Origin of the sequence: Geothrix mesophila, assembly GCF_022808835.1 — a bacterium.
Taxonomy (GTDB): Bacteria; Acidobacteriota; Holophagae; order Holophagales; family Holophagaceae; genus Geothrix; species Geothrix paludis.
Genome location: NZ_JAKZLD010000002.1, coordinates 338896 through 363852 on the forward strand (window position 1 = coordinate 338896; position 24957 = coordinate 363852).

Annotated in this window: 23 protein-coding genes; 15 read left to right on the forward strand and 8 right to left on the reverse strand. The window is 70.6% G+C overall.

The genetic code is table 11. From position 1 onward, the window contains the following. Nucleotides 1-15: 15 nt before the first annotated feature. The gene (locus MLG87_RS08970) at nucleotides 16-1002 is read right to left on the reverse strand and encodes a quinone oxidoreductase family protein (RefSeq protein ID WP_243294844.1); all 987 of its coding nucleotides are present in this window, start codon (nucleotides 1000-1002) and stop codon (nucleotides 16-18) included. A 133-nt stretch (nucleotides 1003-1135) separates the two neighbouring features. On the opposite strand from MLG87_RS08970, the gene MLG87_RS08975 reads away from it, so the two are divergent. Both MLG87_RS08975 and MLG87_RS08980 read left to right on the forward strand, forming a co-directional pair. Beyond that, on the forward strand, nucleotides 1136-1444 hold the full coding sequence (locus MLG87_RS08975) for an ArsR/SmtB family transcription factor (RefSeq protein WP_243294845.1): 309 nt from the start codon (nucleotides 1136-1138) through the stop codon (nucleotides 1442-1444). Between the two features lie 38 nt (nucleotides 1445-1482). Then, the gene (locus MLG87_RS08980) at nucleotides 1483-2751 is read left to right on the forward strand and encodes a M16 family metallopeptidase (protein ID WP_243294846.1); all 1269 of its coding nucleotides are present in this window, start codon (nucleotides 1483-1485) and stop codon (nucleotides 2749-2751) included. Between the two features lie 4 nt (nucleotides 2752-2755). Here the strand turns inward: MLG87_RS08980 and pdxR are convergent, their stop codons facing one another. Next, the gene (pdxR, locus tag MLG87_RS08985) at nucleotides 2756-4198 is read right to left on the reverse strand and encodes a MocR-like pyridoxine biosynthesis transcription factor PdxR (protein ID WP_243294847.1); all 1443 of its coding nucleotides are present in this window, start codon (nucleotides 4196-4198) and stop codon (nucleotides 2756-2758) included. Nucleotides 4199-4283: 85 nt separating this feature from the next. Between pdxR and MLG87_RS08990 the strand changes: the two genes are divergently transcribed. From MLG87_RS08990 to rlmN, 5 genes are read left to right on the forward strand one after another with little or no spacing between them, the layout of a single operon-like run. After that, complete coding sequence (locus MLG87_RS08990; RefSeq protein WP_243294848.1) at nucleotides 4284-4733, forward strand: carboxymuconolactone decarboxylase family protein; 450 nt, start codon at nucleotides 4284-4286, stop codon at nucleotides 4731-4733. Then, entirely contained in the window at nucleotides 4730-5188 is a 459-nt protein-coding gene (locus MLG87_RS08995) for a GNAT family N-acetyltransferase (RefSeq protein WP_243294849.1), read from the forward strand. Before MLG87_RS08990 ends, MLG87_RS08995 begins: the two co-directional genes overlap by 4 nt. Further along, nucleotides 5188-5613, forward strand: coding sequence for a hypothetical protein (locus MLG87_RS09000; protein ID WP_243294850.1), 426 nt, complete (start codon nucleotides 5188-5190; stop codon nucleotides 5611-5613). Before MLG87_RS08995 ends, MLG87_RS09000 begins: the two co-directional genes overlap by 1 nt. 6 nt (nucleotides 5614-5619) lie before the next feature. After that, entirely contained in the window at nucleotides 5620-6522 is a 903-nt protein-coding gene (locus tag MLG87_RS09005; protein ID WP_243294851.1) for a DMT family transporter, read from the forward strand. Continuing rightward, on the forward strand, nucleotides 6519-7595 hold the full coding sequence (gene rlmN / locus MLG87_RS09010; RefSeq protein ID WP_243294852.1) for a 23S rRNA (adenine(2503)-C(2))-methyltransferase RlmN: 1077 nt from the start codon (nucleotides 6519-6521) through the stop codon (nucleotides 7593-7595). The genes MLG87_RS09005 and rlmN overlap by 4 nt, the downstream gene beginning before the upstream one ends. Nucleotides 7596-7604: 9 nt before the next feature. On the opposite strand, the gene MLG87_RS09015 is transcribed toward rlmN, so the two are convergent. Both MLG87_RS09015 and MLG87_RS09020 read right to left on the reverse strand, forming a co-directional pair. Continuing rightward, nucleotides 7605-8153, reverse strand: coding sequence for a metal-dependent hydrolase (locus MLG87_RS09015; protein ID WP_243294853.1), 549 nt, complete (start codon nucleotides 8151-8153; stop codon nucleotides 7605-7607). Nucleotides 8154-8326: 173 nt separating this feature from the next. Then, a complete protein-coding gene (locus tag MLG87_RS09020) occupies nucleotides 8327-9457 on the reverse strand; it encodes a hypothetical protein (protein ID WP_243294854.1) in 1131 nt (376 codons plus the stop codon). 143 nt (nucleotides 9458-9600) lie between these two features. On the opposite strand from MLG87_RS09020, the gene dut reads away from it, so the two are divergent. After that, nucleotides 9601-10056 (forward strand): dUTP diphosphatase, encoded by a 456-nt coding sequence (gene dut / locus MLG87_RS09025; protein WP_243294855.1) that lies wholly within the window; start codon nucleotides 9601-9603, stop codon nucleotides 10054-10056. On the opposite strand, the gene MLG87_RS09030 is transcribed toward dut, so the two are convergent. Further along, the gene (locus MLG87_RS09030; protein WP_243294856.1) at nucleotides 10035-11996 is read right to left on the reverse strand and encodes a sensor domain-containing diguanylate cyclase; all 1962 of its coding nucleotides are present in this window, start codon (nucleotides 11994-11996) and stop codon (nucleotides 10035-10037) included. The two genes, dut and MLG87_RS09030, sit on opposite strands and share 22 nt — an antisense overlap. A 131-nt stretch (nucleotides 11997-12127) precedes the next feature. Between MLG87_RS09030 and MLG87_RS09035 the strand changes: the two genes are divergently transcribed. From MLG87_RS09035 to MLG87_RS09060, 6 genes are all read left to right on the forward strand, one after another. Further along, complete coding sequence (locus MLG87_RS09035) at nucleotides 12128-12892, forward strand: dienelactone hydrolase family protein (protein WP_243294857.1); 765 nt, start codon at nucleotides 12128-12130, stop codon at nucleotides 12890-12892. 78 nt (nucleotides 12893-12970) lie between these two features. Continuing rightward, nucleotides 12971-13798 carry a helix-turn-helix domain-containing protein gene (locus MLG87_RS09040; protein ID WP_243294858.1) on the forward strand — a complete coding sequence of 276 codons (828 nt, stop codon included), beginning with the start codon at nucleotides 12971-12973 and terminating at the stop codon, nucleotides 13796-13798. 165 nt (nucleotides 13799-13963) lie between these two features. Next, nucleotides 13964-15217, forward strand: coding sequence for a porin (locus tag MLG87_RS09045; RefSeq protein WP_243294859.1), 1254 nt, complete (start codon nucleotides 13964-13966; stop codon nucleotides 15215-15217). A gap of 94 nt (nucleotides 15218-15311) precedes the next feature. Then, the gene (locus MLG87_RS09050; RefSeq protein WP_243294860.1) at nucleotides 15312-15479 is read left to right on the forward strand and encodes a twin-arginine translocase TatA/TatE family subunit; all 168 of its coding nucleotides are present in this window, start codon (nucleotides 15312-15314) and stop codon (nucleotides 15477-15479) included. Between the two features lie 47 nt (nucleotides 15480-15526). Further along, the gene (locus tag MLG87_RS09055) at nucleotides 15527-17212 is read left to right on the forward strand and encodes an FAD-dependent oxidoreductase (RefSeq protein WP_243294861.1); all 1686 of its coding nucleotides are present in this window, start codon (nucleotides 15527-15529) and stop codon (nucleotides 17210-17212) included. 29 nt (nucleotides 17213-17241) lie between these two features. Then, nucleotides 17242-17595, forward strand: a complete 354-nt coding sequence (locus tag MLG87_RS09060; RefSeq protein WP_243294862.1) for a cytochrome c3 family protein — start codon at nucleotides 17242-17244, stop codon at nucleotides 17593-17595. 14 nt (nucleotides 17596-17609) lie between these two features. Here the strand turns inward: MLG87_RS09060 and MLG87_RS09065 are convergent, their stop codons facing one another. Then, a complete protein-coding gene (locus tag MLG87_RS09065) occupies nucleotides 17610-18677 on the reverse strand; it encodes an alpha/beta fold hydrolase (RefSeq protein WP_243294863.1) in 1068 nt (355 codons plus the stop codon). A 1-nt stretch (nucleotide 18678) separates the two neighbouring features. Continuing rightward, nucleotides 18679-21951, reverse strand: coding sequence for a S41 family peptidase (locus MLG87_RS09070; protein ID WP_243294864.1), 3273 nt, complete (start codon nucleotides 21949-21951; stop codon nucleotides 18679-18681). Between the two features lie 130 nt (nucleotides 21952-22081). Here MLG87_RS09070 and MLG87_RS09075 point away from each other — a divergent pair, with 130 nt between their 5' ends. Beyond that, on the forward strand, nucleotides 22082-23608 hold the full coding sequence (locus MLG87_RS09075; RefSeq protein ID WP_243294865.1) for a M20/M25/M40 family metallo-hydrolase: 1527 nt from the start codon (nucleotides 22082-22084) through the stop codon (nucleotides 23606-23608). A gap of 313 nt (nucleotides 23609-23921) precedes the next feature. Here MLG87_RS09075 and rsmH read toward each other — a convergent pair whose 3' ends face one another. Next, nucleotides 23922-24947, reverse strand: coding sequence for a 16S rRNA (cytosine(1402)-N(4))-methyltransferase RsmH (gene rsmH, locus MLG87_RS09080; RefSeq protein WP_243294866.1), 1026 nt, complete (start codon nucleotides 24945-24947; stop codon nucleotides 23922-23924). Nucleotides 24948-24957 lie beyond the last annotated feature (10 nt).

Genomic DNA, 24957 nt, shown 5'->3' on the forward strand with positions numbered 1-24957 from the left:
GTTTTAGGAGAGCCCTCAGGGAATGAGCACCAGGGCGCCCCGCGTCGCCCGGGATTCGAGCAGGGCATGGGCTTGGGCGGCCTCGCGCAGGGGGAGCGTGCCGTGGATGTGGGCCTGGATGATCCTCTGCGCCTGCGCGGCGAACACTTCGGCTGCGGCGGCGCGGAGGGCTGCGGGATCGGCGATGTGATGGAAGATGCTGGGCCGCTGGAGGGCGAGGGAGCCGCGCTTCGCCAGCTCGGCGGGATCCACCATGGGCAGGGGGCCGCTGCTCCGGCCGAAGGAGGCCAGGAGCCCGAAGGGGGCCAGGCTGTCCAGGGAGGCCTCGAAGGTGTCGCATCCGACCGAATCGAACACGGTGCCCACGCCACGGCCGCCCGTGATCCGGCGGACCTCGGCGGGCATCTGGTCATAGGCGGCGCCCCGGGGCACCACGAGGACCGCTTCGGCGCCTTCCGCCCGGACCGCCGCGGCCTTCTCCTCGCTGCCCACCACGCCGATGACCCGGGCGCCTTCGCGGGCCAGCCACCGGGTGAGGATGAGCCCCACGCCGCCCGCCGCGGCGTGGACCAGGACCCAGGGCTCGACCCCCGCGCGCCACACCCGCCGGACCAGCATGTGCGCCGTCAGACCCTTGAAGAGGAGGGCCGCCGCCACCTCGTCGGGCAGGCCCGCGGGCAGCGGCACCAGCCGGTCGGCGGGGTGGTTCCGCATTTCCGAGTAGGCGCCCGTGGGTCCGTCCACGTAGGCGACGCGCTGGCCCACCGCTAGGCCCGTCACGCCGGGCCCCAAGGCTTCCACGATCCCGGCGGCCTCGAAGCCCGGCACCGCGGGCAGGGGCACGGGGTAGGCGCCGCTGCGGTGATAGACGTCGATGTAGTTCACGCCGATGGCCGTGTGGCGCAGGCGCACCTCGCCAGGCCCCGGATCGGGGAGGTCCGCCTCCACCCACTGGAGGACCTCGGGGCTGCCGGGCGCGGAGAACTGGATGCGATGGGTCATGGGGCCTCCTGTCGTTCGATTGTTGTCAAACAATAGATAGGTATATCCGCCGGGTGGCCGCGGTCAATCAAAATAGTTTGAAAACTATCAAAATATTTGACGACTGGAGCCTGAACCCGGGCATCCTGGATCCATGCGGAGCCTCCAACATCCTGGGCGCGAACAGCTCGACCTCCCCGCGGTGCTCTACGCGCTGAGCGATCCCACGCGCCTCGAGATCGTGCGAAGGCTGGCCGCAGACGGGGAGCGGGCCTGCGGGACCTTCGGCCTGTCCGCCACGAAGGCCACGCTGAGCCACCACTTCAAGGTCCTGCGGGAGGCCGGGCTCATCCAGACGCGGGTGGAGGGTGTCCATCGCTACAACAGTCTGCGGAAGCAGGATCTGGAGGCGCGCTTCCCGGGTCTGCTGAAGGCGGTCCTCAAGGCCTCCGGCCTCTGTTGAGAGGAGGCTCCGGACTGCCGGGGCGATAGACTGGAGGGATGGCCGAACCCTTCCGCACCGTCACGCCCGCGGGCACCGAGATCCTCGTCGAACCCATCCCGCACGTGCGGAGCTGCTCGGTGGGGTTTTGGGTGCGGCGCGGCTCCCGGCACGAAGGGCCCGCGGAGGAGGGCCTGGCCCACTTCCTGGAGCACACGGTGTTCAAGGGCACGGCCTCCTACGCCACGCCCGATGAGATGGCCGCGGCCACGGACCGCCTGGGCGGGCACGTGGATGCCTTCACAGGCAAGGAGGTGGCCTGCTTCTACGGGAAGGTGCTCTCCGAGCAGCTGCCGGACCTGGTGGGCCTGCTGGGCGAGCTGGTGACCTCGCCCCGCTTCGACGCGGAGGAGCTGGCGCGGGAACGCAGTGTGATCCTGGAGGAGATCGCCCAGAGCGAGGACCAGCCGGACGATTGGGTGAGCGAGCTGTTCTACGGGGGCTTCTGGGAGGGGACGCCGCTGGCGCATCCGATCCTCGGCACGCGGAACCAGGTGTCGGGCTATGGTCCCTCGGAAGCCCGGGCCTTCTTCGACCACACCTACCGCGCGCCCAACCTCGTGGTGGCCGCGGCCGGGGCCCTCGAGCCCGGGGCCTTCCAGGCGCTGCTGGCGCCCATCCTGGACCGGCTGCCGAAGGGCACGGACCATGCTCCGAACCTGCCGGCCCGCACGCGGCCCTTCCTGCTGAACGTGCCCCGGAAGGACCTCCAGCAGGCCAACCTGGTGATGGGCTTCCCCGCGCCGGATCACCGCTCGCCGGACCGCTCCGCCGCCAACCTCCTGAGCCAGGTGCTCGGCGGCGGCATGGCCTCGCGCCTCTTCCTGGAGCTGCGCGAGCGCCGGGGCCTCTGCTACCAGGTGGGCAGCTACCTCAGCCCCTATGCCGACACGGGCGCCCTGCAGATCAGCGCCAGCTGCGCCCCGGCCCAGCTGCGCGAGCTGGTGCAGCGCACCATGGCCGAGTGTGCGCGCATCCGCGAAGCCGGCGTGGAGGCCGACGAACTGGAGCGTGCCAAGCTCCAGGCCCGCACCAGCCTCGTGTTCAGCCAGGAGAGCAGCAGCAGCCGCATGTTCAGCCTGGCCCACCAGGCCATCCACCAGGGCGAGCTGCGCAGCCTCGACCAGCAGATCGCGGAGATCGACGCCGTCACGCGGGAAGACCTGCAGCGCATGGCGCAGGCCCTGCTCGATCCCGCTCGCGTCGGCGTCAGCACCCTCGGCACGCGGCGCGGCTGCGACATCCGGCCCCAGGATCTGGTGGCCTGAGCTTCTACAAAGCCCGCGCCAGCCGGCGCACGGCCTCCTCCAGCTCCCGCTCATCCAGGGTGGAGAAGCCCAGGCGGAGGTTGGGCCGCGGCCGCCCGTGGAAGTCGAAGAGCCGGCCGGTGCTGAGGGCCACGCCCGCCTTCCGCGCGGAAACAGCCCAGGCCTCCACGTCGATCGAGGGATCCACGCGGGCCCACAGGGTCATGCCGCCGACTGGCGGCTCGAAGGCCAGGGCGCGGCCCAGGTGCCGGCGCAGGGCCGTCACCAGGACCTCCAGGCGGGCCTGGTAGATCCGTCGCATCTTGCGGGCATGGCGCTGGAGGAGGCCGTCTTCCAGAAGCTCGGCGGCCGCCCGCTGGACGACCAGGTCCCCCTGGCCGTCCGTGGCGCTCCGGTGGGAGGCCAGAGCCTCCACCAGGGCCCCCGGACCCGCCACGAAGCCCAGGCGCAGGCCAGGCGCGAGGATCTTCGACAGGGTGCCCAGGTAGACCACCACGCCGTGCGGATCCGCCCCGGCCAGGGGCAGCACCGGGCGGCCTTCGAAGTGGAACTCGTTGTCGTAGTCGTCCTCCAGGAGGGCGATGCGGTGGCGGGCTGCCAATTCGAGCAGCCTCAGCCGGCGCGCGGCGCCCATGGTCACGGTGGTGGGGAACTGGTGGTGCGGCGTGAGGTAGACGGCGCGGAGCGGCCCGTCGGCCAGACGGGCGGCCAGGTCTTCCACCCGCAGGCCCGCCTCGTCCACGGGGACGGGCACCAGCTCCGCGCCGGCGGCCCGCAGCGTGCGCCAGGCCGCGGGATAGCCGGGGTCCTCCACCGCCACCCGGTCGCCGGGCCGGATCAGGGTGCGGGCCACGAGGTCCAGGGCCCCCTGGCTGCCGCCGGCGATCATGAGCTGGTCCTCGGTGACCGCCAGGCCGCGCATCTCCGAGAGGAGCCGGGCCAGGGCGGTCCGGAGCCGCGCCTCGCCGTGGGCGTCGCCGTAGCCCAGCAGCTCGCGGCTGCCGAGGGCCCGCCGGTAGGCCCGGGCCAGGAGGTCCGTGGGCACCAGGCGGAGGTCCGGCAGACCGCCGCCGAAGGCCAGGAGGCCGAGCTCGCGGAGGCTCCTTCCAGGGCCCGGCGAGGCCAGGTCGTAGCCCGGCCGGCCCGTGGCTTCGGTCCGCCGGGTCGCAGAGGCCCGGGGAAGCGCCTGGGGCAAGTCCCGGGCCACCCGCGTGGTGCGCGCCTCCGCCACCGTCCAGCCCTCGGCCTCCAGCTCCCGGTAGGCCGCCAGCACAGTGTTCCGGTGGACGGCCAGGGTTCCGGCCAGAGTCCGGGAGCCGGGCAGGGCGTCCCCGGGCCGCAGGCGGCCGCGCCGGATGTCGCCCCGGATGGCCTGGGCGATCTGCTGGAAGACCGGCTCGCGGGAGGTTCCGGGCTGCAGTGCGATGGGGAAGGTCCAGGGGCGCATGGTCTAGTTGTAATGACAGAAATGGATCTTTTCAATGGGCCATATGATCCGATCCTGGGGATGGCCACTTGGCTCTGGAGGCTTCATGCGCACATCCAAACCTCACGCCGAATTCGCCCCCGCCGCCTACCAGGGGCTCCTGCAGATCTACCGCCACACCCGCTCCTGCGGACTTGAGCACGGCCTTCTCTACCTGGTGGAGCTCCGCGCCTCTCAGCTGAACGGCTGCGTCTTCTGCATGGACATGCACGCCACGGAGGCCCTCCAGGCCGGCGAATCGCCGCGCCGCCTGCACATGCTGGCCGGCTGGCGAGAGGCCACCGTGTTCACCCCCCGGGAACGGGCGGCCCTGGCCTGGACCGAGGCGCTCACGGAGCTCCACCGCCACCAGGTGAGCGACGTCCTCTACGCCGCGACCCTGGAGCATTTCACGGAGCAGGAACTGGCGGACCTCACCTACGCCATCACCCTCATCAACGCTTGGAACCGCCTGGGCGTGGCCTTCCTGCCCGATGTCCCTGCGGAGGTGAAGTGAACGCCCTCACCTACCACCTGGACTGCGTGCCGCTGGTGGACGCCATCCGCGCCCTCTATGCCGCCGCGCCCCTGCGCCGGCCCATCCATGATTCCGAGCGCATCCGCCGCATGTTCCAGGATGCCAACGTGGTGATCTCCGCCTACGACGGGGACCGCCTGGTCGGCCTGCTGCGAGGCTGGACGGACTTCGTCTACGACGGCTACGTGTGCGACCTGGCCGTGCACCCGGCTTTCCAAAAGGCGGGCGTGGGGCGGCAGCTGTTGGACCTGGCCCTGGGCCTGGGCGAGGGCATCCAGTGGGTGCTCCAGGCCGCGCCCCTGGCCCGGGACTACTACGCCCACGTGGGCTGGGAGAAGATCGAGAACGGCTGGAAGACGAACCGCGCAGGCTGGACGCCCGGCTCCTACGAGGCCTACCAGGCCGAGCACGCGGACCTGGCGGGGAGGGCGTGATGACCGGTTCCGCTTCGCGCACCTTCGACCGCTGGGCCCTCCGCTACGCGCGGTGGACGCTGGGCGCGGCCTTCCTCTCGGGCATCGCCTCCCGGTTCGGGTGGTGGGGCCCGGGCCGGGGCTACGGCACCTTCGCCAACTTCATGAAGTACACGGCGCAGGTGAACAGCTTCATGCCGGCCCGCAGCATCCCCTTCCTGGCCTGGGCCGCCACGGTCGCGGAGTTCACCCTGGGCCTGGCGCTGCTCCTGCCGCTGCGGGGCCGGGCCGCCCGGATCACCGGCCTGGCCAGCGCGGCCCTTCTGGCCATCTTCGGTCTCGCCATGGCGATCTCCTTCGGCCCCAAGGAACCCCTCGACTACTCTGTCTTCTCCGCCTCGGCGGCGGCGCTGCTGGTGGCGCTGTACCCCGCCTCCGATACCTGAGGTTCCGTGAGCAACCTGACCCTCTACCTCGCATCCATCCTGATCTGGGGCTCCACCTGGATCGCCATCACCTACCAGTACGGCCGCGTGGCGCCCGAAGCCTCCGTGGCCTACCGCTTCGCCCTGGCCGCGGCCCTGCTTGTCGTCTGGTGCCTCCTGCGGGGGCTGAAGCTCCGCTTCACGCGGCGGGAGCACGGCTGGCTGGCCCTCCAGGGCGCCCTGATGTTCGGGATCAACTACGTCTGTGTCTACCTGGCCGAGCAGCGCATCCCCTCGGGCCTCATGGCGGTGATCTTCTCCCTGATGGCGGTCCTGAACCTGGTCGGTGCGCGAGTCTTCTTCGGCACCCCGCTGACCCGCAGGGCCCTGGCGGGTATGGCTCTCGGCGTGGCGGGCGTGGGGATCGTGTGCCTGCCCGGCGCCGCAGGGCCGCTTCAGGGTGGCCTGAGCCGCGCCGGACTGCTGTTCGCGCTGGCCGGAACCGTGGCCGCCAGCCTCAGCAACCTGGTGTCCCAGCGCAACCAGCGCCAGGGCATCCCGGTCGTCCAAGGCAATGCGGTGGGCATGGCCTACGGTGCTGCCTTCGTGGCCCTCTTCTGCTGGGCCGCGGGCCGGCCCTTCGCCTTCGACCCCTCCCCGCGCTACCTGGGCTCGCTGGCCTTCCTCTCCCTGTTCGGATCGATCCTCGCCTTCGGCGCCTACCTCACCCTGGTGGGCCGCATCGGGGCCGGCCGGGCCGGCTACGCCATGATTGTCATCCCCGTGGTGGCCCTGGCCCTCTCCACCGCCTTCGAAGGGCTCCAGTGGCGCTGGGGGATGGCCCTGGGCGCGGCCTTCTGCCTGGCGGGCAATGCCCTGGTGCTGCCGGGGGCTGGATCCCGCCGAGTGGCCGATAGACTGGAGGCATGACGAGTCTTGCCCCCATGCCCTGGGATCGCCCCGCCCCCGAGCGGGTGGGGCTGCCTTCGGCCTGGTCGCTGTTCCCGGAGGACCTGGCGGCGCTCGGCTGCCCCGGCAGCGCCCTGGAGACCTTCAAGCGCCTGCACCGGCCCTGGACCTGGAAGGACGGCGCGCCGGAGCTGGGCTCGGGCATCCGCCGCTGGCTGGAGGGTGTGGCGGACCTGCGCCTGCCGTCGATCGTGGAACGCCAGGCCTCGGGCGACGGCTCCACGAAGCTGGCCCTGGAGCTGATCGACGGCAAGCGCATCGAGTCCGTCCACATGCCGCGCAAGGTGCGGAATCCCCGCGTGACCTACTGCATTTCCAGCCAGGTGGGCTGCGCCATGGGGTGCACCTTCTGCGCCACGGGCAGCATGGGCATCCTGCGCAACCTCCAGCCCGGCGAGATCCTGGGCCAGGTGCTGACGCTCATGGCGGAGCTGGGGCCGGAGCGCGGACATGAGCTGACGCTGGTGTTCATGGGCATGGGCGAGCCGCTGCACAACCTCGACCACCTGCACCGCGCCATCCGCCTCATGTGCCACCCGGCGGGCCTGGGCCTGGGGAAGAACCGCATCACCGTGAGCACCTCGGGCCTGGTGAGCGGTATCGAGAAGCTGGCCAAACTCGAGCCCCGCCCCCTGCTGGCGCTGAGCCTCAACGCCACCACGGACGCGGCGCGGAGCCGCACCATGCCCGTGAACCGGGTGTGGAACCTGGCGCGGCTGCGGCAGGCCCTGGACGACTGGGCGCCCAAGCGCGGCGAGAAGTTCTGCTTCGAGTACGTGCTCATCGCCGGCGAGAACGACAGCGAGGCTGATGCGGCGCGCCTGGCGGACTGGCTGGGCGACCTGCGCAGCGGCCACAACCTGAACCTCATCCCCATGAACGAGCATGCCGCCAGCGCCTTCCGCGAGCCCGGCGAAGACCGCGTCCAGCAGTTCGCCGAGTGGCTGAAGGCCCGCGGCTGCTTCGTCACCGTTCGCCGCAGCCGCGGCCGCGACGTGCAGGGCGCCTGCGGGCAGCTGGTGAAAGGCCGCTGAACCGCCGGATCAGGGCGTTTCCTCGGACCGCCTGCGCATCCGGAGCCACTGAAGGGCCCGGGGCACGCCGAGCACCAGGAGGGCCGGGATGCCGATCCACACCACTTCGGTGCCCAGGGAGAACAGCAGCCAGTCGAGCAGCTTGCCGGAGAGGGGGATCGGCGACACGAAGAGGGGCTGCCAGACGCAGACGAACCGCGTATCGGAGAAGGGCAGCAGGAAGGCCACGCCGGTCCCCCCGAAGGTGCAGGCGTCCAGCAGGCTGTGGGAGAGGGCGGCCGAGAGCATGCAGGCCCAGAGGCGGGGGCTCCGGAGCTGGGCCCGGAACCCGAGGAGCATGGCCGTCGTGGCCAGGAGCAGCAGGGCGGGGAGGGAGTGGCTCATGCCGCGGTGGGCCAGGCTGGTCCCGTCGAGGCCGAGGAAGGCGGTGAACCAGTCCAGATCCGGCGCCAGGGCGCAGGCCGTTGCGAAGGCCAGGACCCGGCGGGGGGGCCGGCCCTGGTGGAAGGCGGCGCTGATGGTGAGGCCAGCCAGGGCGTGGCCGAAGACGGAGGACATGGGGGGATCCGGAAGGTGGGGAGCGGGCTGGAGTCCGTTCGGAAGGCGCCTGGCCGGATCCGCATCGGGTGCCTGTCCGCGGCGGGAAGCGCGGATCTCCAGGGTATCCGCCTTGGACCGGCCCATCCACGGCCTCATCCACGGCCACATCCACGGCCACATCCACGGACCGGTCAGTCCTCGACGGCGAAAACCACCTTGTCGTTCTTGAAGCGGGGCAGGGCGAGGAGTTCCACGGTGGCGGCCTGCCCGTCGGCGCTGAGGGTCAGGCGGTAGTGCTCGCCCGCGGTGTAGGAACCGGGGACGACGATCACCTTGCCGATGCGCGCCAGGCCCAGTTCCTGGGCCCGGATGATGAGGGTGGTGCCGTGGCGGAGGTCCAGGTGGCGGGTGAAGACCGCGTCCCGCCAGGTCGGGCCCGAGTGGTCCAGGCCGAACAGGGGAATCTCGATGATCCCTTCCTTCTCCAGGGCCGCCCGGACGCCGACCAGGTAGTGCAGCGAGTTCAGTCGGGCCAGCTGGTCGGCGTTCTCCCACTGGAGGCGGGCCTGGCCTTCGAGGAAGCCGAGCTGCTCCGCCTGGAGGGTGGAGATCTCGCGCTCGATCTCGCGCTTCTGGCGCTCCAGGACGCCGAGCTGCTTCTGGAGCCGCCGACTGGTGGCCACCGCCGCGTCGCGCTGGCCGGGCAGGGGATCCGGCTCCCGGCGGTCCAGCTCCCGGGGCGAGACCGCGGCCGCGCCCTGGGACACCCAGGTGCCGTACTCGCCATGCACGTAGAAGTGGTAGACCTCGAAGCCCGGGGCCATGCGCTCCGACAGGGGCACGTGGCTGAGCGCCTTCCGGGCCGCCTCCTCCGAGAGGCCGCGGCCCCGGAGGAAGCGCAGGGCCAGGCCGTAGTGGCTGTCGTTCGCCTGCGCGATCTCCGGCGGAGGCAGCGCCGCCTTGAGGTCCATGACCCGATCGCTCAGCGTCCGGAGCTCCGCCTCCTTGTCCAGGACCTCCTGGAGGAGGCCTCGCCGGGAGCTGTCCTTCTCGATCCGGAGCCGCGCCTCCAGGGCCCGCTTCTGCGCCGGCGTCAGCAGCATGGGGCTGGCATCCAAGCGGAGATCCCGGACACCGACCAGGGCCAGCCTCTTGAACTGCGCGCTCCAGGCCTGCCGGAGCTGCTGGGAGGCCTCGTCCGCCTGGGCCGCCTGCTCGGTCAGGGCGCGGATCTGCGGATCCTCCCGCTGGCAGGCCACGAGGGCGGCCAGCGCGAGCCCCGCGAGGGTCGGCGCGATCCATCGGCGGCCACCGTGGGCCATGACCCTCCCGAAAAACTCGGCGCGGGATATCCGGGCCAAAGATCAAGTTTATCAAGCCGCAGGCCCGGGCCAAGGAAGGGAACTGCCGTCTGGGGCGGAACCCGGGATTGCGTCCCGGCCTTTCCCCCTGGGACTCTGGTTCCATGCACATCCCGGTTCACCAGCTCCCCCATGGCCACGGCCTCGATCTGCCCGCCGCCGCCACGGCGCACGCCGCGGGCATGGACCTGCGGGCGGCGATCCCCGAGGGCGAGACCTGGACGATCGCGCCGGGCCAGCGGCGGCTGGTGCCCACGGGCCTGGTGCTGGCCATCCCCCAGGGCTTCGAGGGCCAGGTGCGGCCCCGCTCGGGGCTGGCCCTGCGCCATGGCCTCACGGTGCTGAACGCCCCCGGCACCATCGACGCCGACTACCGCGGCGAGGTGCATGTGCTGCTCATCAACCACGGGGACGCCCCCTTCGAGCTGCGCCGCGGCGAGCGCGTCGCCCAGCTCCTGGTGGCCCCGGTGGAGAGCTGGACCTGGCTCCCCGAAGCCAGCGTCGAGGCCCTGGGCGACACAGGGCGCGGCAACGGGGGCTACGGCAGCACGGGGCGCTGAACAGCCGGATTCGACACCACCCGGTTCCGTCCGCCCTCCTTGGCGCGGTAGAGGGCTGCGTCGGCCCTGGCCAGGATGGCGTCCGGGGCGGCATCGCCTGGATCGAAGGTGGTCAGGCCGATGCTCACGGTCAGGGCGATGGAACCCGCGCCGGACGGCACCGGCGTGTGCGCCACCTGGCTCCGGAAGTGCTCGGCCAAGGCCATGGCGCCCGCCTGGTCCGTGCCCGGAAGCAGGATGCCGAACTCCTCCCCGCCCAGGCGGCCGAAGAGGTCCAGTCGCCGCAGCCGCATCCGGGCCAGTTCCGCGAGGTGCTTGAGCGCGAGGTCCCCGGCGGCGTGGCCATGGGCGTCGTTCACCTGCTTGAAGTGGTCGAGGTCCAGCAGCAGGAAGGCCGCGGGCTTGTGGAAGCGCTTGTGGCGGGCCAGCTCCAGGTCCATCTCCTGGAGGAAGCGGCGGCGGTTGGCCACGCCCGTGAGGGGATCCGTGGTGGCCAGGCGCTGCAACTCGGCCTCCATGGCCTTGCGCTGGGTGATGTCCTCCTTGACGGCGAGGTAGTGCGTCGTCCGGCCGCTGGCATCCACGACGGGGGAGATGCGGGCCAGCTCCCAGTACTCCTCGCCGTTCTTCTTCCGGTTGACCAGCTCCCCTTCCCACGGGAGGCCCTGGTTGAGGGCGGCCCACATGTCCTCGAAGGTCTTCCGGGGGGTGTGGCCGGACTTGAGGATGCGGGGGTTCTGGCCGATCGCTTCCGCCGGCGTGTAGCCCGTGGACCGGGTGAAGCCGGCATTGACGAACTGGATGTCCGCGTGGGTGTCGGTGATGACGATGGAGGCGACGCTCTGTTCGACCGCGGCGGACAGGAGCCGCTGGGACTCCGCCAGCTTCTCGCGTTCGGTGACATCCTGGCCGAGGGCCAGCAGTCCGATGATGGCCCCGCCGGCGTCCCTCAAGGGCTTGTCGTGCCACTCCACCAGGATCTTCCGTCCATCCCGGGCCAGGATCTCGCTGGTGTTCGCGGTGCTCCTCCCTCCGGCCACCGCCTCCTGGAAGCGCGCCCGCGCCTCGTTCCGCTCTGCCTCCAGCGGGAAGATGGCGAACCAGTCCGCGTTCTGGAGCTCCGACTGGGCGTAGCCCGAGAGCTCCTCCGCGAAGCGGTTGAAGCGGAGGATCCGACCCTCCGCGTCGAGGACGATGACGATGGCCTGGGCCGTGTCGATCAGCCCTTCCGCGAAGTCGCGTTCCCGGCGCATCGCCTCTTCCAGCTCCTTCCGCTGGGCGAGGGCCTGCTCCGTCGCGGCATGGGCCCGCTCGAGGGTCTCGGCGGCGCGCCCCTGCTGCAGGCCCAACCGGATCGAGACGCCGAGCATCTCGTGCAGGTGCCTGGTCCCCGCGAGGATGTAGCCCATGAGGAGGAGGCACATGAACCCGAAGGCCCACTGGAGGCCGGAGTGGGCCCGGAGCAGGATCGCCACCGCCATGGGCACGCCCGCCAGCGCCACGAAGACGCGGAGGGCGGCGGGGACGGCCACCAGGATGGGCACCGAGCCGGCCACCATGCCGGCCAGCACGAGTCCGGTGAACATCCGTGTCCCCTCGCTGCCGTACCAGATGAAGGGGATGGCGCCGAGGCCCCAGGCCGCGGAGACCAGGGCCGTGGCCAGCACGTACCGGCGTCGCCAGACCATGGCCTGGCCGGCATCCGGATCCGCCGCGGCGAAGCGGCGGGCCAGCGCGTAGCGGACCGTCGCCGTCGTCGCGACGAGTCCCCACCAGGCCAGGGCCATCCTCGCCGGGGCGGCCTGGGTCGCGTTGACCCAGGCCAGCAGGGCGGCGTTGGCCAAGTGCGCACCCCAGGTGAAGGGCGCGTTCTTGAACATCTGGGCTGTCATCCGACGCCGGGCTTCAGCCTCGACGTCCGGATGGAGGTGGATCGACATGACGGGATTCCTGATGGGCCGGCTCGGGGATCGGGACCGCAGCGGCTCATCCCCCCTTATCGGTCCCGGGTCCCCCGGCCTGGAATTCTGGTTTGAACAGCTATAGGATCACCCTCCACCCCGGAGGCTCCATGCGACCTGCCGCCCTCGCCCTCTCTCTCGCCACCCTCCCGCTGCTCGCCGGCCAGCCGCTGACCTACGCCGACGGCGCCACGAAGCTTTCGGGCTACCTGGCGAAGCCCACTGCCTCCAAGGGAAAGGCGCCCGGCGTGGTGGTGATCCACCAGTGGATGGGCCTCACGGACCATGAGCGCAAGGTTTCCGACGACCTCGCGAAGCTGGGCTACGTGGCCCTGGCCGCCGACATCTACGGCGACGGGGTGCGCCCGGCGAACACCGCCGAGGCCGGGAAGCTGGCGGGCCAGTACAAGGGCGACCGGGCCCTCTACCAACGCCGCATCGCCGCGGCCCTCGAGGCGCTCAAGGCCCAGAAGGGCGTGGATGCGTCGCGCCTGGCCGTCATCGGCTTCTGCTTCGGCGGCACGGGGGCCCTGGAGGCGGCGCGCGCCGGCCTGCCCGTGAAGGGCGTGGTCTCCTTCCATGGCGGCCTGGACGTGCCCGCGGACTTCAAGCCCGGTCCCATCGCGGCCAAGGTGCTGGTGTGCCACGGTGCCGACGATCCCTTCGTGCCCGCCAAGGACGTGGCCGCCTTCCAGGACGAGATGCGCGCCTCCAAGGCGGACTACGTGTTCGTGGCCTACGCGGGCGCGGTGCATGCCTTCACGCAGAAGGAGGCCGGCAGCGACAACAGCAAGGGCGCGGCCTACAACGAGGCCGCCCATCGCCGGAGTTGGCAGCACATGAAGGACTTCTTCAAGGAAATCTTCGGCAAGTAGCTCCTGGGACCTTGCTCAAGATAACCCTGTGGTCAACAATGGTCCGCCTCGGGACCTTTCGAGCCACAGGGTTGTCCCATGAAGTCGCTGTTCACGGTCTGGCCCCTCGACGAGCGGAGCAACCTCAACTGGCTCATGGGCCAGCCGGTGCCGCACAGCCATCCCTTCCACCAGGTGTTCTTCCTGACGAAGGGCACGGGCAGCCACTGGGTGGACGGCGTCGAGACGCGCCTGGAGGCGCCCTGGGTCATGCTCATCGCCAAGGGGAAGAAACACCTCTTCCTGCCGGACGTGCCCGCGGAGGGCTGGATGTTCGACTTCGGCGAGGACTTCCTGGACGACGACGCATCCTGGGTCTTCTCGGATTTCCTGGCGGCGCCGAACCTGCCCCTGCACGATGACGCGCTGGTGCGCCAGGCGTCGGCCCTGGCCCGGCTCCTCTGGGACCTGGGCCAGGTGGCGCGGGAGGAGACTCGGCCGGCCATCCGGCACCTGCTGGCAGCCTTCCTGCACCTCTTCCAGGCCCGCATCCGGGAACAGGCGGCCCGGGCCCAGGCCCAGAGCGGTGCCGACTTCAAGCTCTTCCAGGCCTTCCTCCACCAGCTGGACAAGAGCTTCCAGGAGGAGAAGGAAGTGGAGTTCTACGCACGGAAGCTCCGCTGCACCCCGCGCCGCTTGGGCACCGCCTGCAAGGCCGTGCTGGGCAAGACGCCGCAGACCCTGATCATCGAGCGCGTGATGCTGGAGGCCAAGCGACTGCTCCTGCACACCGACATGAGCGTGCAGCAGATCGCGTCCCTGCTGGGCTGCGAAGAGCACTCGAACTTCACCAAGGCCTTCCGCAAGGCCACGGGCGAGACGCCTTCGGCCTTCCGCCGCACCCGGCAGCTGGAGAGCGCGACCTGAAGGCGAGTCCAGGACGGGATTCACCAGAAATTGTCCGTTCCGTACCAGGCCGGACGGACGCGGGAGGTCTAAGCTTGCCTTGCCTCGGGAATTGAAAACCTAGAGGTCAACATATGTATTCAACCGTTGAAATGTTGCGACTAGGCAACACAGAGGAGGTCTGTCTTGAAGCTCCGAACTCTCACCGCCGCCCTGGCCTGCGCCTGGCCCGCGCTCCTCGCCGCCCAGGCGAGCGAGACGCAGATCTACGGCACCTTCCTGCCCTTCGTGGACCACATCAGGACCAGCGGCGCCACGGCGCCGGGCCTGTCCCCCGCCACGGGCGGGGCCACGCAGGTGGCCGCCTCCGCCTATACCGGCGACGCGGGCAACCTGGCCGCCCGGAACCGCATGACCTCGGGCACGTCGAACCTGGGTTTCCGCGGGAGCTTCAAGGTCAGCGACGACCTGAAGATCATCTGGCAGATCGAGAGCGCCGTGAGTCCCGACGGCGACGCGCCCAACTCCCTCACCAGCCGCAACAGCTGCCTGGGCCTGGAAGGTTCCTGGGGCCGCGTGTTCTACGGCAACTGGGACACGCCCTACAAGTACCCGATCCTCTTCGTGGGCGCCCTGCGCGGCCTGAACCCATTCGACAACGCGCTCACCGCGAACCCCGGCTTCAACGTGCCCGGCACCACCACCCAGAACGGCCGCGTCAATGGCAAGGCCGACGCCGCCTTCAACCGGCGGCAGGGCAACAGCATCCAGTACTGGAGCCCCGAGGTGAACGGCTTCTCGGGCCGCGTGGCCTACTCGGTGAACGAGGGCAAGACCACCGCCTCCGCCACCGTGCCCTCCATCAGCCCCGAGCTGTATTCCGCCCTGCTGTCCTACAAGCGCGGCGCCTTCACCCTCAGCTACGGCTATGAACAGCACAAGGACTACTTCGGCCTGGCCCAGCTTGGCGGCTCCGCGGGCGCGACGCCCACGAACACCTCGTCCAGGGACGTGGCCCACGAACTGGTGGGCAGCTACGCCTTCCCCACGGGCACCAAGGTCTCCGCCATCGTGGAGCGCCTGGCCTACGACACCGACGACACCATTGACGGGAAGGTCAACCACTACGAGCGTGACGCCTGGTACGTCCTTGTCCAGCAGCGCTGGGCGAAGCACCAGTTCTTCGGCGCCTACGGCAAGGCGGCCGCCGGCAGCGTCACCGTGGTGGGCGGCGGCCCCGCCACCACCAACGGACTGGGCGGTACCCAGTGGAGCGCGGGCTACAGCTACAGCCTCGCCAAGTCCGCGGACCTCTACGCCTCCGTCTACGGCATGACCAACGAGCGGTCCTCGAGCTACGCGCTGTTCCCGCCCGTGGGCACCGTGGCCCCGGGCGCCTCCACCACGGGCTTCGGCCTGGGCATCCTCTACACCTTCTGACCCTGGGGGGAACGGGCGGGATGGGCCCCTGGAAGCGGCCCGGCCCCTCCCGCCCGGCATTCCCGCAGGACCGCTTCCATCCGAGGAGCAAGCCATGGGCAACCTGGGCATGACCGAGATCCTGACGATCGGCGGCGCGCTGCTGATCTTCTTCGGGCCGTCGCGCCTGCCCAGCCTGGGCAAGTCGCTGGGCCAGAGCATCCACGAATTCAAGAAGGCCGGGCGGGCGCTGACCGCCGAGGCCACGGACCGCGCCGAGTGAGCTGAGGGCGCGGCGATCCCCGCATCCGAGTGACAAGGAGACGACACATGAGCGATGAACCGAGAGAGGAAGGGCAGGGGCCGGACGCCTACACGCGCCAAGTGCTGGAGCAGGGCCTGTCGCGCCGGAGCTTCCTGGGCCGGGCGGCGGGGGGCGCCGCCGCCGTGGGGCTCTTCGGCATGGGGGCTTCCCCGGCCCTGGCCGCGGCCGTCAAGGAGCCCAAGGTGGAGGCCTTCGCCACCAGCACGGACGGCGGCGCCACGCTGACCTTCCTGCCGAAGCCGAAGCCCATCCGCGACCGCGAGATCTCAGAAACCCTGATCTTCGACGTGGTAGTGGTGGGTGCCGGCGCCTCGGGCGTGCCCGCGGCCCTGTCCGCCGCGGAGCACGGCGCCAAGGTGGCCGTGGTGCAGAAGGCGCCCTTCGCCCTGTCCCAGGGCAACACGGGTTCCGGCATCGACCTGGCCGCCAGCGAGAAGGCCGGTGTGGAAGCCCTGGTGGCGCGCCTCATCGCCGACAGCAACCACCGCTGCAACCCCAAGCTGATCCGCCAGTGGGCCTACCATTCCGGCGAGGCCGTGCGCTGGGTCATCGACCGCGCGAAGCAGGGCGGCGCGACGGTGGTGAACCAGGGCAGCCCGGCCCAGCGCGCCATTCTCAAGGTGAACGGCTACAGCATGGGCTACGTCACCTCCTTCTTCGGCCCGAAGCCCTACACCACCGGCGACGGCATGCGGGCCCTGGCCAAGACGGCGGAGAAGGCAGGCGTGAAGTTCTTCTTCCAGATGCCCGCCGTGCAGCTGGTGCAGGGCCGCTCGGGCGAGGTGCAGGGCGTCATCGCCCTGGGCCACGATGGCAAGTACCGCAAGTTCCTGGCGAAGAAGGGCGTCATCCTCGCCACCGGCGACTACCAGAACAACAGGGCCATGTCGGACTACTTCATCCCCGACGTGAAGCACCTGGAGCGCAAGCAGATGGACAGGACCGGGGACGGCTTCGCGCTGGCCTACTGGGCGGGCGGCGTCTTCGAGCCCATCGGGCACACCAAGATGCTCCACGACTTCGACGCGGGGCCGGCCTCCATGTGCGACATGCCCTTCCTGGCCGTGGACCGCAAGGGTCGCCGCTTCGTCAACGAGACGGTGGAGATGTCCCTGCTGAACAACTACCTGAAGGACGCGGAGAACGCCGGGCACTATTCGCAGGTCTTCGACGCCGACTACATGACCCAGGCGGCCACCTGGCCGGGCAAGCTGGTGCCGCCCGATGGGCTGAAGAACTACATGCCCGACGAGCCCGGCCCCAAGAAGGGGGTGTTCGAGTCCCAGGTCAACACCCACAAGGCCGACACCCTGGAGGAGCTGGCCCGCAAGCTCGAGGTGGACCCCGCCACCTTCGTGGCCACGGTGAGGCGGTACAACGAGGTGGTGGCCTCAGGCAAGGACAGCGACTTCGGCAAGCCCGCGAACTTCCTCGCGCCCATCCTGAAGGCCCCCTTCTACGGCATCCATCGCCGCGTGCGCGTGTCCGCCATCTGCTCCGGCATGCTGGTGGACGAGCACCACCAGGCCCTGGACGCGGACGGCAAGCCCATCAAGGGTCTCTTCCTCGTCGGCAACCTCGGCGGCGGCTTCTACGGCGGCGTGGACTACCCGCTCACGGTGTTCGGCCTCTCCCTGGGGCGCTGCTACACCTTCGGCTACCTGACGGGCCGCCACGTCGCGCGCCTTTGACCCCTGGACGACGCCCGAACGGAGACGACATGACCATCCTCACTCCCTCCCGGATCCTGGGATTCGGACTCGCCGGCCTGCTGGCGGCCTCCCTGGGCGCCGCTCCTGCGGCGCGGACCTCGAAGCACGCGGCGCGCGGCGTCACCTGCGCCCAGTGCCACGGCAAGAGCGGCAAGCCCGCCGCCGTGCCCTTCCGCCAGTGCCAGGGCTGCCACGACCCGGCGGACCTGGCCGCCCGCACGGCTCAGGCGAAGCCCACGAACCCCCACCAGAACCGGCACTACGGCACCCAGACGGACTGCACCCGCTGCCATCACGAGCACAAGGCCAGCGAGAACCTCTGCCTGCCCTGCCACACGCGGTTCACCTTCAAGGTGCCCTGAGCGGATGGCGCGCCCTAGGGGCGTTCCGACCGCTTCAGCAGGTCCACCAGCAGGTCCTTCCACAGCGCCGCCACCGTGTGGCTGCCGTGGCCCCGTGTCTCGGGGCTCAGCGGCAGCACCACGGCGCGGCCTTTGGGCACCCGCCTGACCTCGCGCTCCAGGATGCCCAGCTCCGGCGGGTTGATGAGGTCGTCGGCTGAGTTCACGGCCAGGAGCGGCGCCTTGATCTTCTCCAGGCCCGGCCCCGGGTCGTAGTCCTTCGAGGCCTCCAGGGCGTAGAGCACGTCGTTGGCGTCGGCGGTCTTCGTGTAGCGCGCCACGAAGGCGTCCAGGGCCGTGTCGGTCTGGGCCAGGGTGGGCGTCTCCGCCTGCCGCAGCACGGGGTTGCTGCTCATGAACCACAGCATCTGGGCCGCGAGGCCCAGGGAGCCCGGCTGGGTCTTGTAGTCGCCGCCCAGCCACTGCGGATCCTGGCGGATGGCGTCGATGGCCATGCGCCGCCAGGCGCGGTTGCGGCCCGCGATCTGCGTGGGCAGGCTGGCCAGGGGCATGAGGGCGTCCATGCTGTCCGGGTGGAGCTGGCCCCACAGCCAGGTGTGCATGCCGCCCATGGAGGTGCCCATGACGAGCCGCAGGTGCGTCACGCCCAGGGCCTCGGCCAGCAGGCGCCGTTGGGCCTCCACCATGTCCAGGTAGCCGTAGCGGGGGAAGCGGGCGTGGAGCCCGTCGCTGGGCTTGCTGGATTTCCCGTGGCCGATGCCGTCGGGCAGCACGATGAAGTAGGTCGCGGCATCCAGGGGCTGACCGGGGCCGAAGAGCTGGCCCGCGAAGGCGGGGCCCGTGAACTGGGCCCCGCTTCCGGTGGTGCCGTGCAGGATGAGCACGGCGTTGCGGACCGCGCCGGAGGCGTTCTTCCGCGGCGTGCCGTAGGTGCGGTAGTGGATGCGCAGCTCGGACAGCGTCTCGCCGGACTGGAACCGGAAGTCGCGGAGCCGGGCGTCGCCCTCGGTGGGCGTCTGGGCCGGGAGAAGGCTGGCGGCCAGGGTCACCAGGAGCAGGAGGGCGGAACGGATCGGGCGCATATCACCTTCCGGAGCGGTCGGGGTAGGCGGGCTTGCGGGGGGCGGCAGGCTGCTTCTTGATCGCCGCTTCCACTTCCTGGATGGCCCGGTCGAGCTGGGGATCCTTGCCCTGGGCCAGCAGGGCGGGGTCGTCCACCACCTCGATGTCGGGGTCCACGCCGTGGCCTTCGACGATCCACTGGCCCTCCTTGGAGTAGATGCCGAAGGTGGGCACGGTCACCGTGCCGCCGTCGATGAGGGCGGGGGCGCCGCTGATGCCGATGAGGCCGCCCCAGGTGCGCCGGCCGATGAGGGGCCCGAGGCCGGTCTGGCGGAAGTAGTGGGGGAAGAGGTCGCCGCCGGAGCCGCTCCAGCCGTTGATGAGCATGGCCATGGGGCCGTTGTGGGCAATCTGGGGCCACTGCCAGTCCTTGCCGTCGCGCACGCCCCAGTAGTTCAGGGTCTTGCGGCCCAGCATCTCGATGAACCGGTCGGGGATCTGCCCGCCGCTGTTGAAGCGCTCGTCGATGATCAGCCCTTCCTTGTCCCACTGGCCGCGGAACTGGCGCACCAGGTCCGTCTGTCCGCCGAGGCCCGTGTCGGGCACGTAGACATAGCCGATGCGGCCGTCGGAGGCCTTCTCCACGTATTTCCGGTTGGCCTCGATCCAGGCCCAGTAGCGCTGGGGGTAGTCGGTGGCCACGGTCGCCACCGCCACATCGCGGGCGCCGTCCAGGGTGGGCTTGTCATTGACGGTGAGGAGCACGGTCTTGCCGGCCAGGCCCTGGAAGGCCGCCCAGGGATCCACGCGGGGATCGAGAGGAATGCGGTTCACGGCCAGGAGGTAGTCGCCCTCCTTCACCTGGAGGCCGGGTTGGGCCAGGGGGCCGCGGACGCTGGCATCCCAGTCCGCACCGCGCAGGATGGTCTTGATGCGGTAGGCGCCGTGCTCCAGGGCGAAGTCCGCCCCCAGGAGGCCGACGCCGAGCCGGGCCGGCATCTCCTGATCACCGCCGCCCCGGTAGGCGTGGGAGGCGTTCAGCTCGGAGATGAGCTCGCCGATGACGAAGTTCACGTCCTCGCGGGTGACGCAGTCCTGCAGCAGCTTGCCGTAGCGCGCCTTCTGGGCCTTCCAGTCCACGCCGTGCATGCCGGGGTCGTAGAACATGTCGCGTTCGAGACGCCAGGCGTCGTTGAAGATCTGCTGCCATTCGGCGCGGGGGTCCACGGTCATCAGCAGCTCGCCCGTGGGCAGCTTCTTCTCGAACTTCTGGTCGGGCTTCAGGTCCAGGAGGGCGTACTCCTGCTTCCGGTTCACCAGCACCTTCTTGCCGTCTCCGCTGAGGAGGGCGCCGTCCACGTCCGCCAGCACGGCCTTCTCTTCGCGCTCCTCCAGGTCGTAGGTGTAGAGCGTGCCCGTGAATGTCTCGGCCATGGGGTTGAGCTGCGCAGCGCGGCGGTAGACCAGCTTGCCCTTGGTGGCGGCCAGGTCCGTGTAGTAGCCGGCCACGGGAGGCAGCAGCACCATGCGGGACTCCAGGCCGTCGAAGTCGATCTCCACGGCCTTGGGGGCTTCGGGCTTGTCGGCGTCCTTCTTGGCGCCCCCGTTGCCAGCCTCCTTCTTCTCCTCCTTCGTCTCATCCTTGGCCGCGTCTGCGTCGTTGCGGGGGGCCAGGGGCGAGGGCACGTCCTTGCGCAGGGGCAGGGCCGCCAGGCGGGTGGTGGCGGCATAGACCCAGGTGCCGTCCAGGTCGCTGTAGGTGGGCGCGAACTGCTGGCCGGTGCTGAGGAAGAGATACTTGCCCTCGGCGTCGAAGGCGGGGTCGCCGGCGTTGTAGAAGGGCGCCGTCACCTGGTGCCGTTGCCCGGTCTTCGTGTCGTAGATCGCGATCACGCTGTTGCGGTTGGGGGTGTCGAGGGGGAAGGCGACCCAGCGGCTGTCCGGGGACCAGCTGGCGCGGAAGGCCTCCAGGGGGCCATCGGACAGGAAGAGGCCCTTGTCCATCGTCTGCACCTTGCCGGTGGCCAGGTCGCAGAGGTTGATGCGCATGGCCTGGTCCGCGAAGACCAGCTGCTTCCCGTCCGGGGACCAGGAGATGCGGTAGCGGAAGCCGGGGCCCAGGTGCGTGACCTGGCGCTCCTGGCCGGAGCCGTCCGCGGACCGCAGGTACAGCTCGTACTCGCCCGTCCGGTCGCTGAAATAGGCCACCTGCTTGCCGTCCGGGGACAGGGCGGGGTAGCGTTCCGCCGCGCCGGGCGTGCGGGTGAGGTCCATCACGTAGCCCTTCTCGGCGGGCACGGAGAAGACCTCGCCCCGGGCCTCGAAGAGCACGCGCTTGCCCTGGGGCGAGAGGGTGGGGTTCTTCAGGAGGCGGCTGGCGTTCTCCTCCCGCGGCCTCAGAGTGGCCTGGTCGGTCACCACCTCCACCTTCACCTCGACCACCTTCTCGGAGGGCAGCTCGATGCGGTGCAGGCGCCCGCCGGCCTCGAGCACGATGTCCGAGGGCCCGATGGCGGGGAAGTGGGCGTCGTAGTCCTTGAAGAAGGTGATCTGCTTGAAGGCCTTCGTGGCGAGGTCATAGGACCATACGTTGGCGCGCTTCGCGCCGTCGCGGTCCGAGAGGAAGTAGAGCTTCCCGCCGTGCCACATGGGCTGGGAGTCGTTGGAGCCGCCCTCGCTGGGCAGGCGGCTGGCAGTCTTCTTCTCCAGGTCGTAGAACCAGATCTCCGAGGCCATGCCGCCGCGGTAGCGCTTCCAGGTGCGGAAGTCCGTGCTGATGGGCTGGTAGGCCAGCACCTTCCCGTCCGGGGAGAGGGCGCCGAACTCGGCGTAGGGCAGGGGCAGGGCCTTCGGCAGGCCGCCCCCCTTGGCCACCGTGAAGAGCTTGTTGAAGCGGTCCTTGCCGGATTCCATGCCCGAGGCGAAGAGGATCGACTTCCCGTCCGGCGTCCAGTCCACCATGCGGTCGGGCATGGGGTGGTGGGTGATCCGGGTGGGCACGCCGCCGGTGACGGGCAGGGTGTAGACATCCAGGTTGCCGTCGTAGTTGCCGCTGAAGGCCACCTCCCGGCCGTCCGGCGAGAAGCGGGCGAAGGACTCCTCGCCCTTGGGCGTGGACAGCCGCTGGGCCGTGCCGCCGGCCTTGGGGACGATCCACAGGTCGTTGGCGTAGGTGAAGACGATCTGCGTCGCCGACACGTCGGGGTAGCGCATCAGGCGGGCGTCGATCTGCGCCGAGGCGCTGACGGAAGCCGCCACGACGAGGGCGGTGGCGAAGAAGGGCAACAGGCGCATACGTCTCTCCGGGTTCCTGAGGGGTCCAGGCAGCATACGCAGGAGGGGGCCGGAAGGTTGAGAGCGGATGGACAGTTGCCTTAGACAACACCGACCCGTTCGGCACGCTAAGGTGGTCCCGGAGCCCACCATGCGAACCGTCCTCTGCCTCGCCCTCGCCTGCTCGGGCCTGCTGGCCCAGCGACCTCCGGTGGACGAGGGCGCCCTGCGCGCCCACCTGGCCTTCCTGGCGGATGACGTGCTGGAGGGCCGGGGCACCGGCCAGCGCGGCGGGGAATTGGCCGTGCGGTACCTGGAGACCCAGCTCCAGGCGGTGGGCCTACAGCCCGCGAACGGGTCCAGCTTCCGCCAGAGCGTGTGCCTTTCGGGGGTGCGACTGGAGGAGGCCGCCAGCGGCCTCGCCTTCGAGGGGCCGAAAGGGTTGACGACGCCCCTGCTCGGGACGGACCTGGTGATGGGCGCCGCCGGTGCCGAGGCGACCCTGTCCGTGGATGCGCCCCTGGTCTTCGTGGGACATGGCATCGGCGCCTCCGGCCGGGACGACTACAAGGGGCTGGATGTGCGCGGCAAGGTCCTGGTCATGCTCGTGGGGGACCGCCGGGGAGGCGTGCCGATGCCCCTCTGCTGCCAGCCGGAAAACGAGCAGGGACGCTGGACCTACAAGTTCGAAGAGGCCCGCCGCCGCGGCGCCGCGGGCGCGCTGCTGGTGCACACGGACGCCTCCGCCGGCTACGGCTGGACCGTGGTCCGGAACAGCTGGAGCGGCGAGCGGTTCCAGCGGGAGGGCTCCGGCCAGGCCGGCGCGATGCAGGGCTGGATCACCGAGGCCTTCGCGGTCCGCCTCTTCGCGGCAGCGGGCCAGGATTTCCATGCCCTCGCGGCGGGCGCCGACGCACCGGGCTTCCGTCCCGCCCCGCTGCCCCTCCGTGCCAAGGGAGCGCTGCGCTCCGCCGTGCGTTCCCTGGAGCAGTGGAACGTGGCGGGGATCCTGCCGGGCACGGACCCTGCCCTCCGCGACGAGTGCGTGATCTACGCGGCCCACTGGGACCACTTCGGCAAGCGGCCGGACGGGGCCATCTACGCTGGCGCCGTGGACAACGCCACGGGCTGCGCGGCGGTCCTGGCCCTGGCCCAGGCGCTGGCGGCCCGGCCGTTCCCGCGCAGCGTGCTGTTCCTCTTCCCCTGCGCGGAGGAGCAGGGCCTGCTGGGTTCCTCCGCCTACGTGGCCTCGCCCCTGCGGCCCCTGGCGAAGACCCGGCTCGTCATCAACCTCGAGAGCCTGAACGTGGTGGGGCCCACCCGCGACATCGGCCTGCTGGGCTCGGATGATCCGGCCACCCGCGCCCTCTGCGCCCGGGCGGCGGCCGATTCAGGCCTGGTGATCACGCCGCCGAAGGCGGACCCCGCGGGCCTCTGCTTTCGCTCGGACCACTTCCCCTTCATGAAGGCGGGCGTGCCCGCCCTGTCGCCGGGCTTCTCGCTGGACGGCGGCTGGGACTACCTGGGTGACAAGGCCGCAGCCCAGGCGAAGGCCTCGGACTTCCTGAACCACTACCACCGCCCCTCGGACCGCTACGACCCCGCCTGGAACCTGGCGGGCCTGATGCAGCAGGTGCGCTTCGCGCTGGAACTCGGGAGGCTGGCGGGCTCGGAGTGAGCACTCCCCTCGCGATCAGTGACTCCCCAGATCGAAAAGAAGAATGCGAAGGACGCGAAGAAAAGCGCTGAAGGATGCGAAGGCGAACACATGCGTGTCGGTTGCAGGACATCCGGGCCTGCGGTCCCAGGGCGCGCAAAGCGCGGCCTGCTTCACGGGCGGCGGCTCCGGGCGGCTTCCATGGGCCGCCATGGCCGCCGCCCGTGAAGGGATGTCCGGGGCGGGACGAGTCCCATTCGCGCCATTCGCGCGCCCGCAGGGCATTTTCGCGTCATTCGCGTTCTTCTTTTCCGGATTGGCTGGGCACGGGCCCTCAGGAGACCCGGACGGCCCAGCGGAGCTTGGCGCTGGTAGAGCGCGGATTGGCGCGACGCTCCTCCGGCGAGGCGCGGAGGGGCTCGGGCGCGGCCTCCGCGTAGAGGCCCTCCCGGAGTCCTTGCTGGAAGGCCTTCTTCACGCGGCGGTCCTCGCCGGAGTGGAAGGTGAGGATGGCCACGCGGCCGCCGGGTTTCATGGCGCCGGGTAGTTGGGCCAGGAAGCGGTCCAGCACGCCGAACTCGTCGTTCACGGCGATGCGCAGGGCCTGGAAGGTGCGCTGGAGGACCTTCTTGAGCTCGTCGTCCTCGAGGCCGGGCAGGGCTGCGTGCACGTGGTCCGCCAGCTCCCGCGTGGTGCGGATCCGCAGGCCTGCGATGGCGGGCGCGAGGATCTCCGCATGGGGCTCATCGGCGTTCTCCACCAGCAGCTCCGCCAGGGCGGGCGCGTCCAGCGTGGCCAGCAGGTCCGCGGCGGGGCGGCCCTTCTGGGGGTTGAGACGCAGGTCCAGCGGGCCCTCGGCCTTCCAGGTGAAGCCCCGGGCCGGGTTGTCGATCTGCATGGAGGACACGCCCAGGTCCGCCAGCACCAGGTCGAAGGGACCCAGCTCCGCCGCCACCTTGGCGAGGCTGGCGAAGTTGGTGCGGCGCACGACCAGCGCGGTTTCGTCGAAGCCCAGGGACCGCAGCCGCGCCTCGGTGCGGGGCAGCTCCAGGGGATCCACGTCCAGGCCCACGAGGCGCCCGCCGGGCTGGAGCCGCGTCAGGAGCTCCCGGGCGTGGCCGCCGTAGCCCAGGGTGGCGTCCAGGGCCACGTCACCCGGCTTGGGATCGAGGACCTGGAGGATCTCATCCACCATGATCGACCGGTGGGTGCCGGCGGGCGTGTGCCCCCGGGCCGCCACCTTGGCCTGCTCCTCGGCGTAGCGCTCCGGGGCCAGCTCCTTGTACTTCTCCTCGAAGCGCCGGGGGTGGGTGCCCTTGTAGCGGGGGCGGCGCGGGGGTCGGGAGGGCTGGTCGGTCATGCCGCCATGG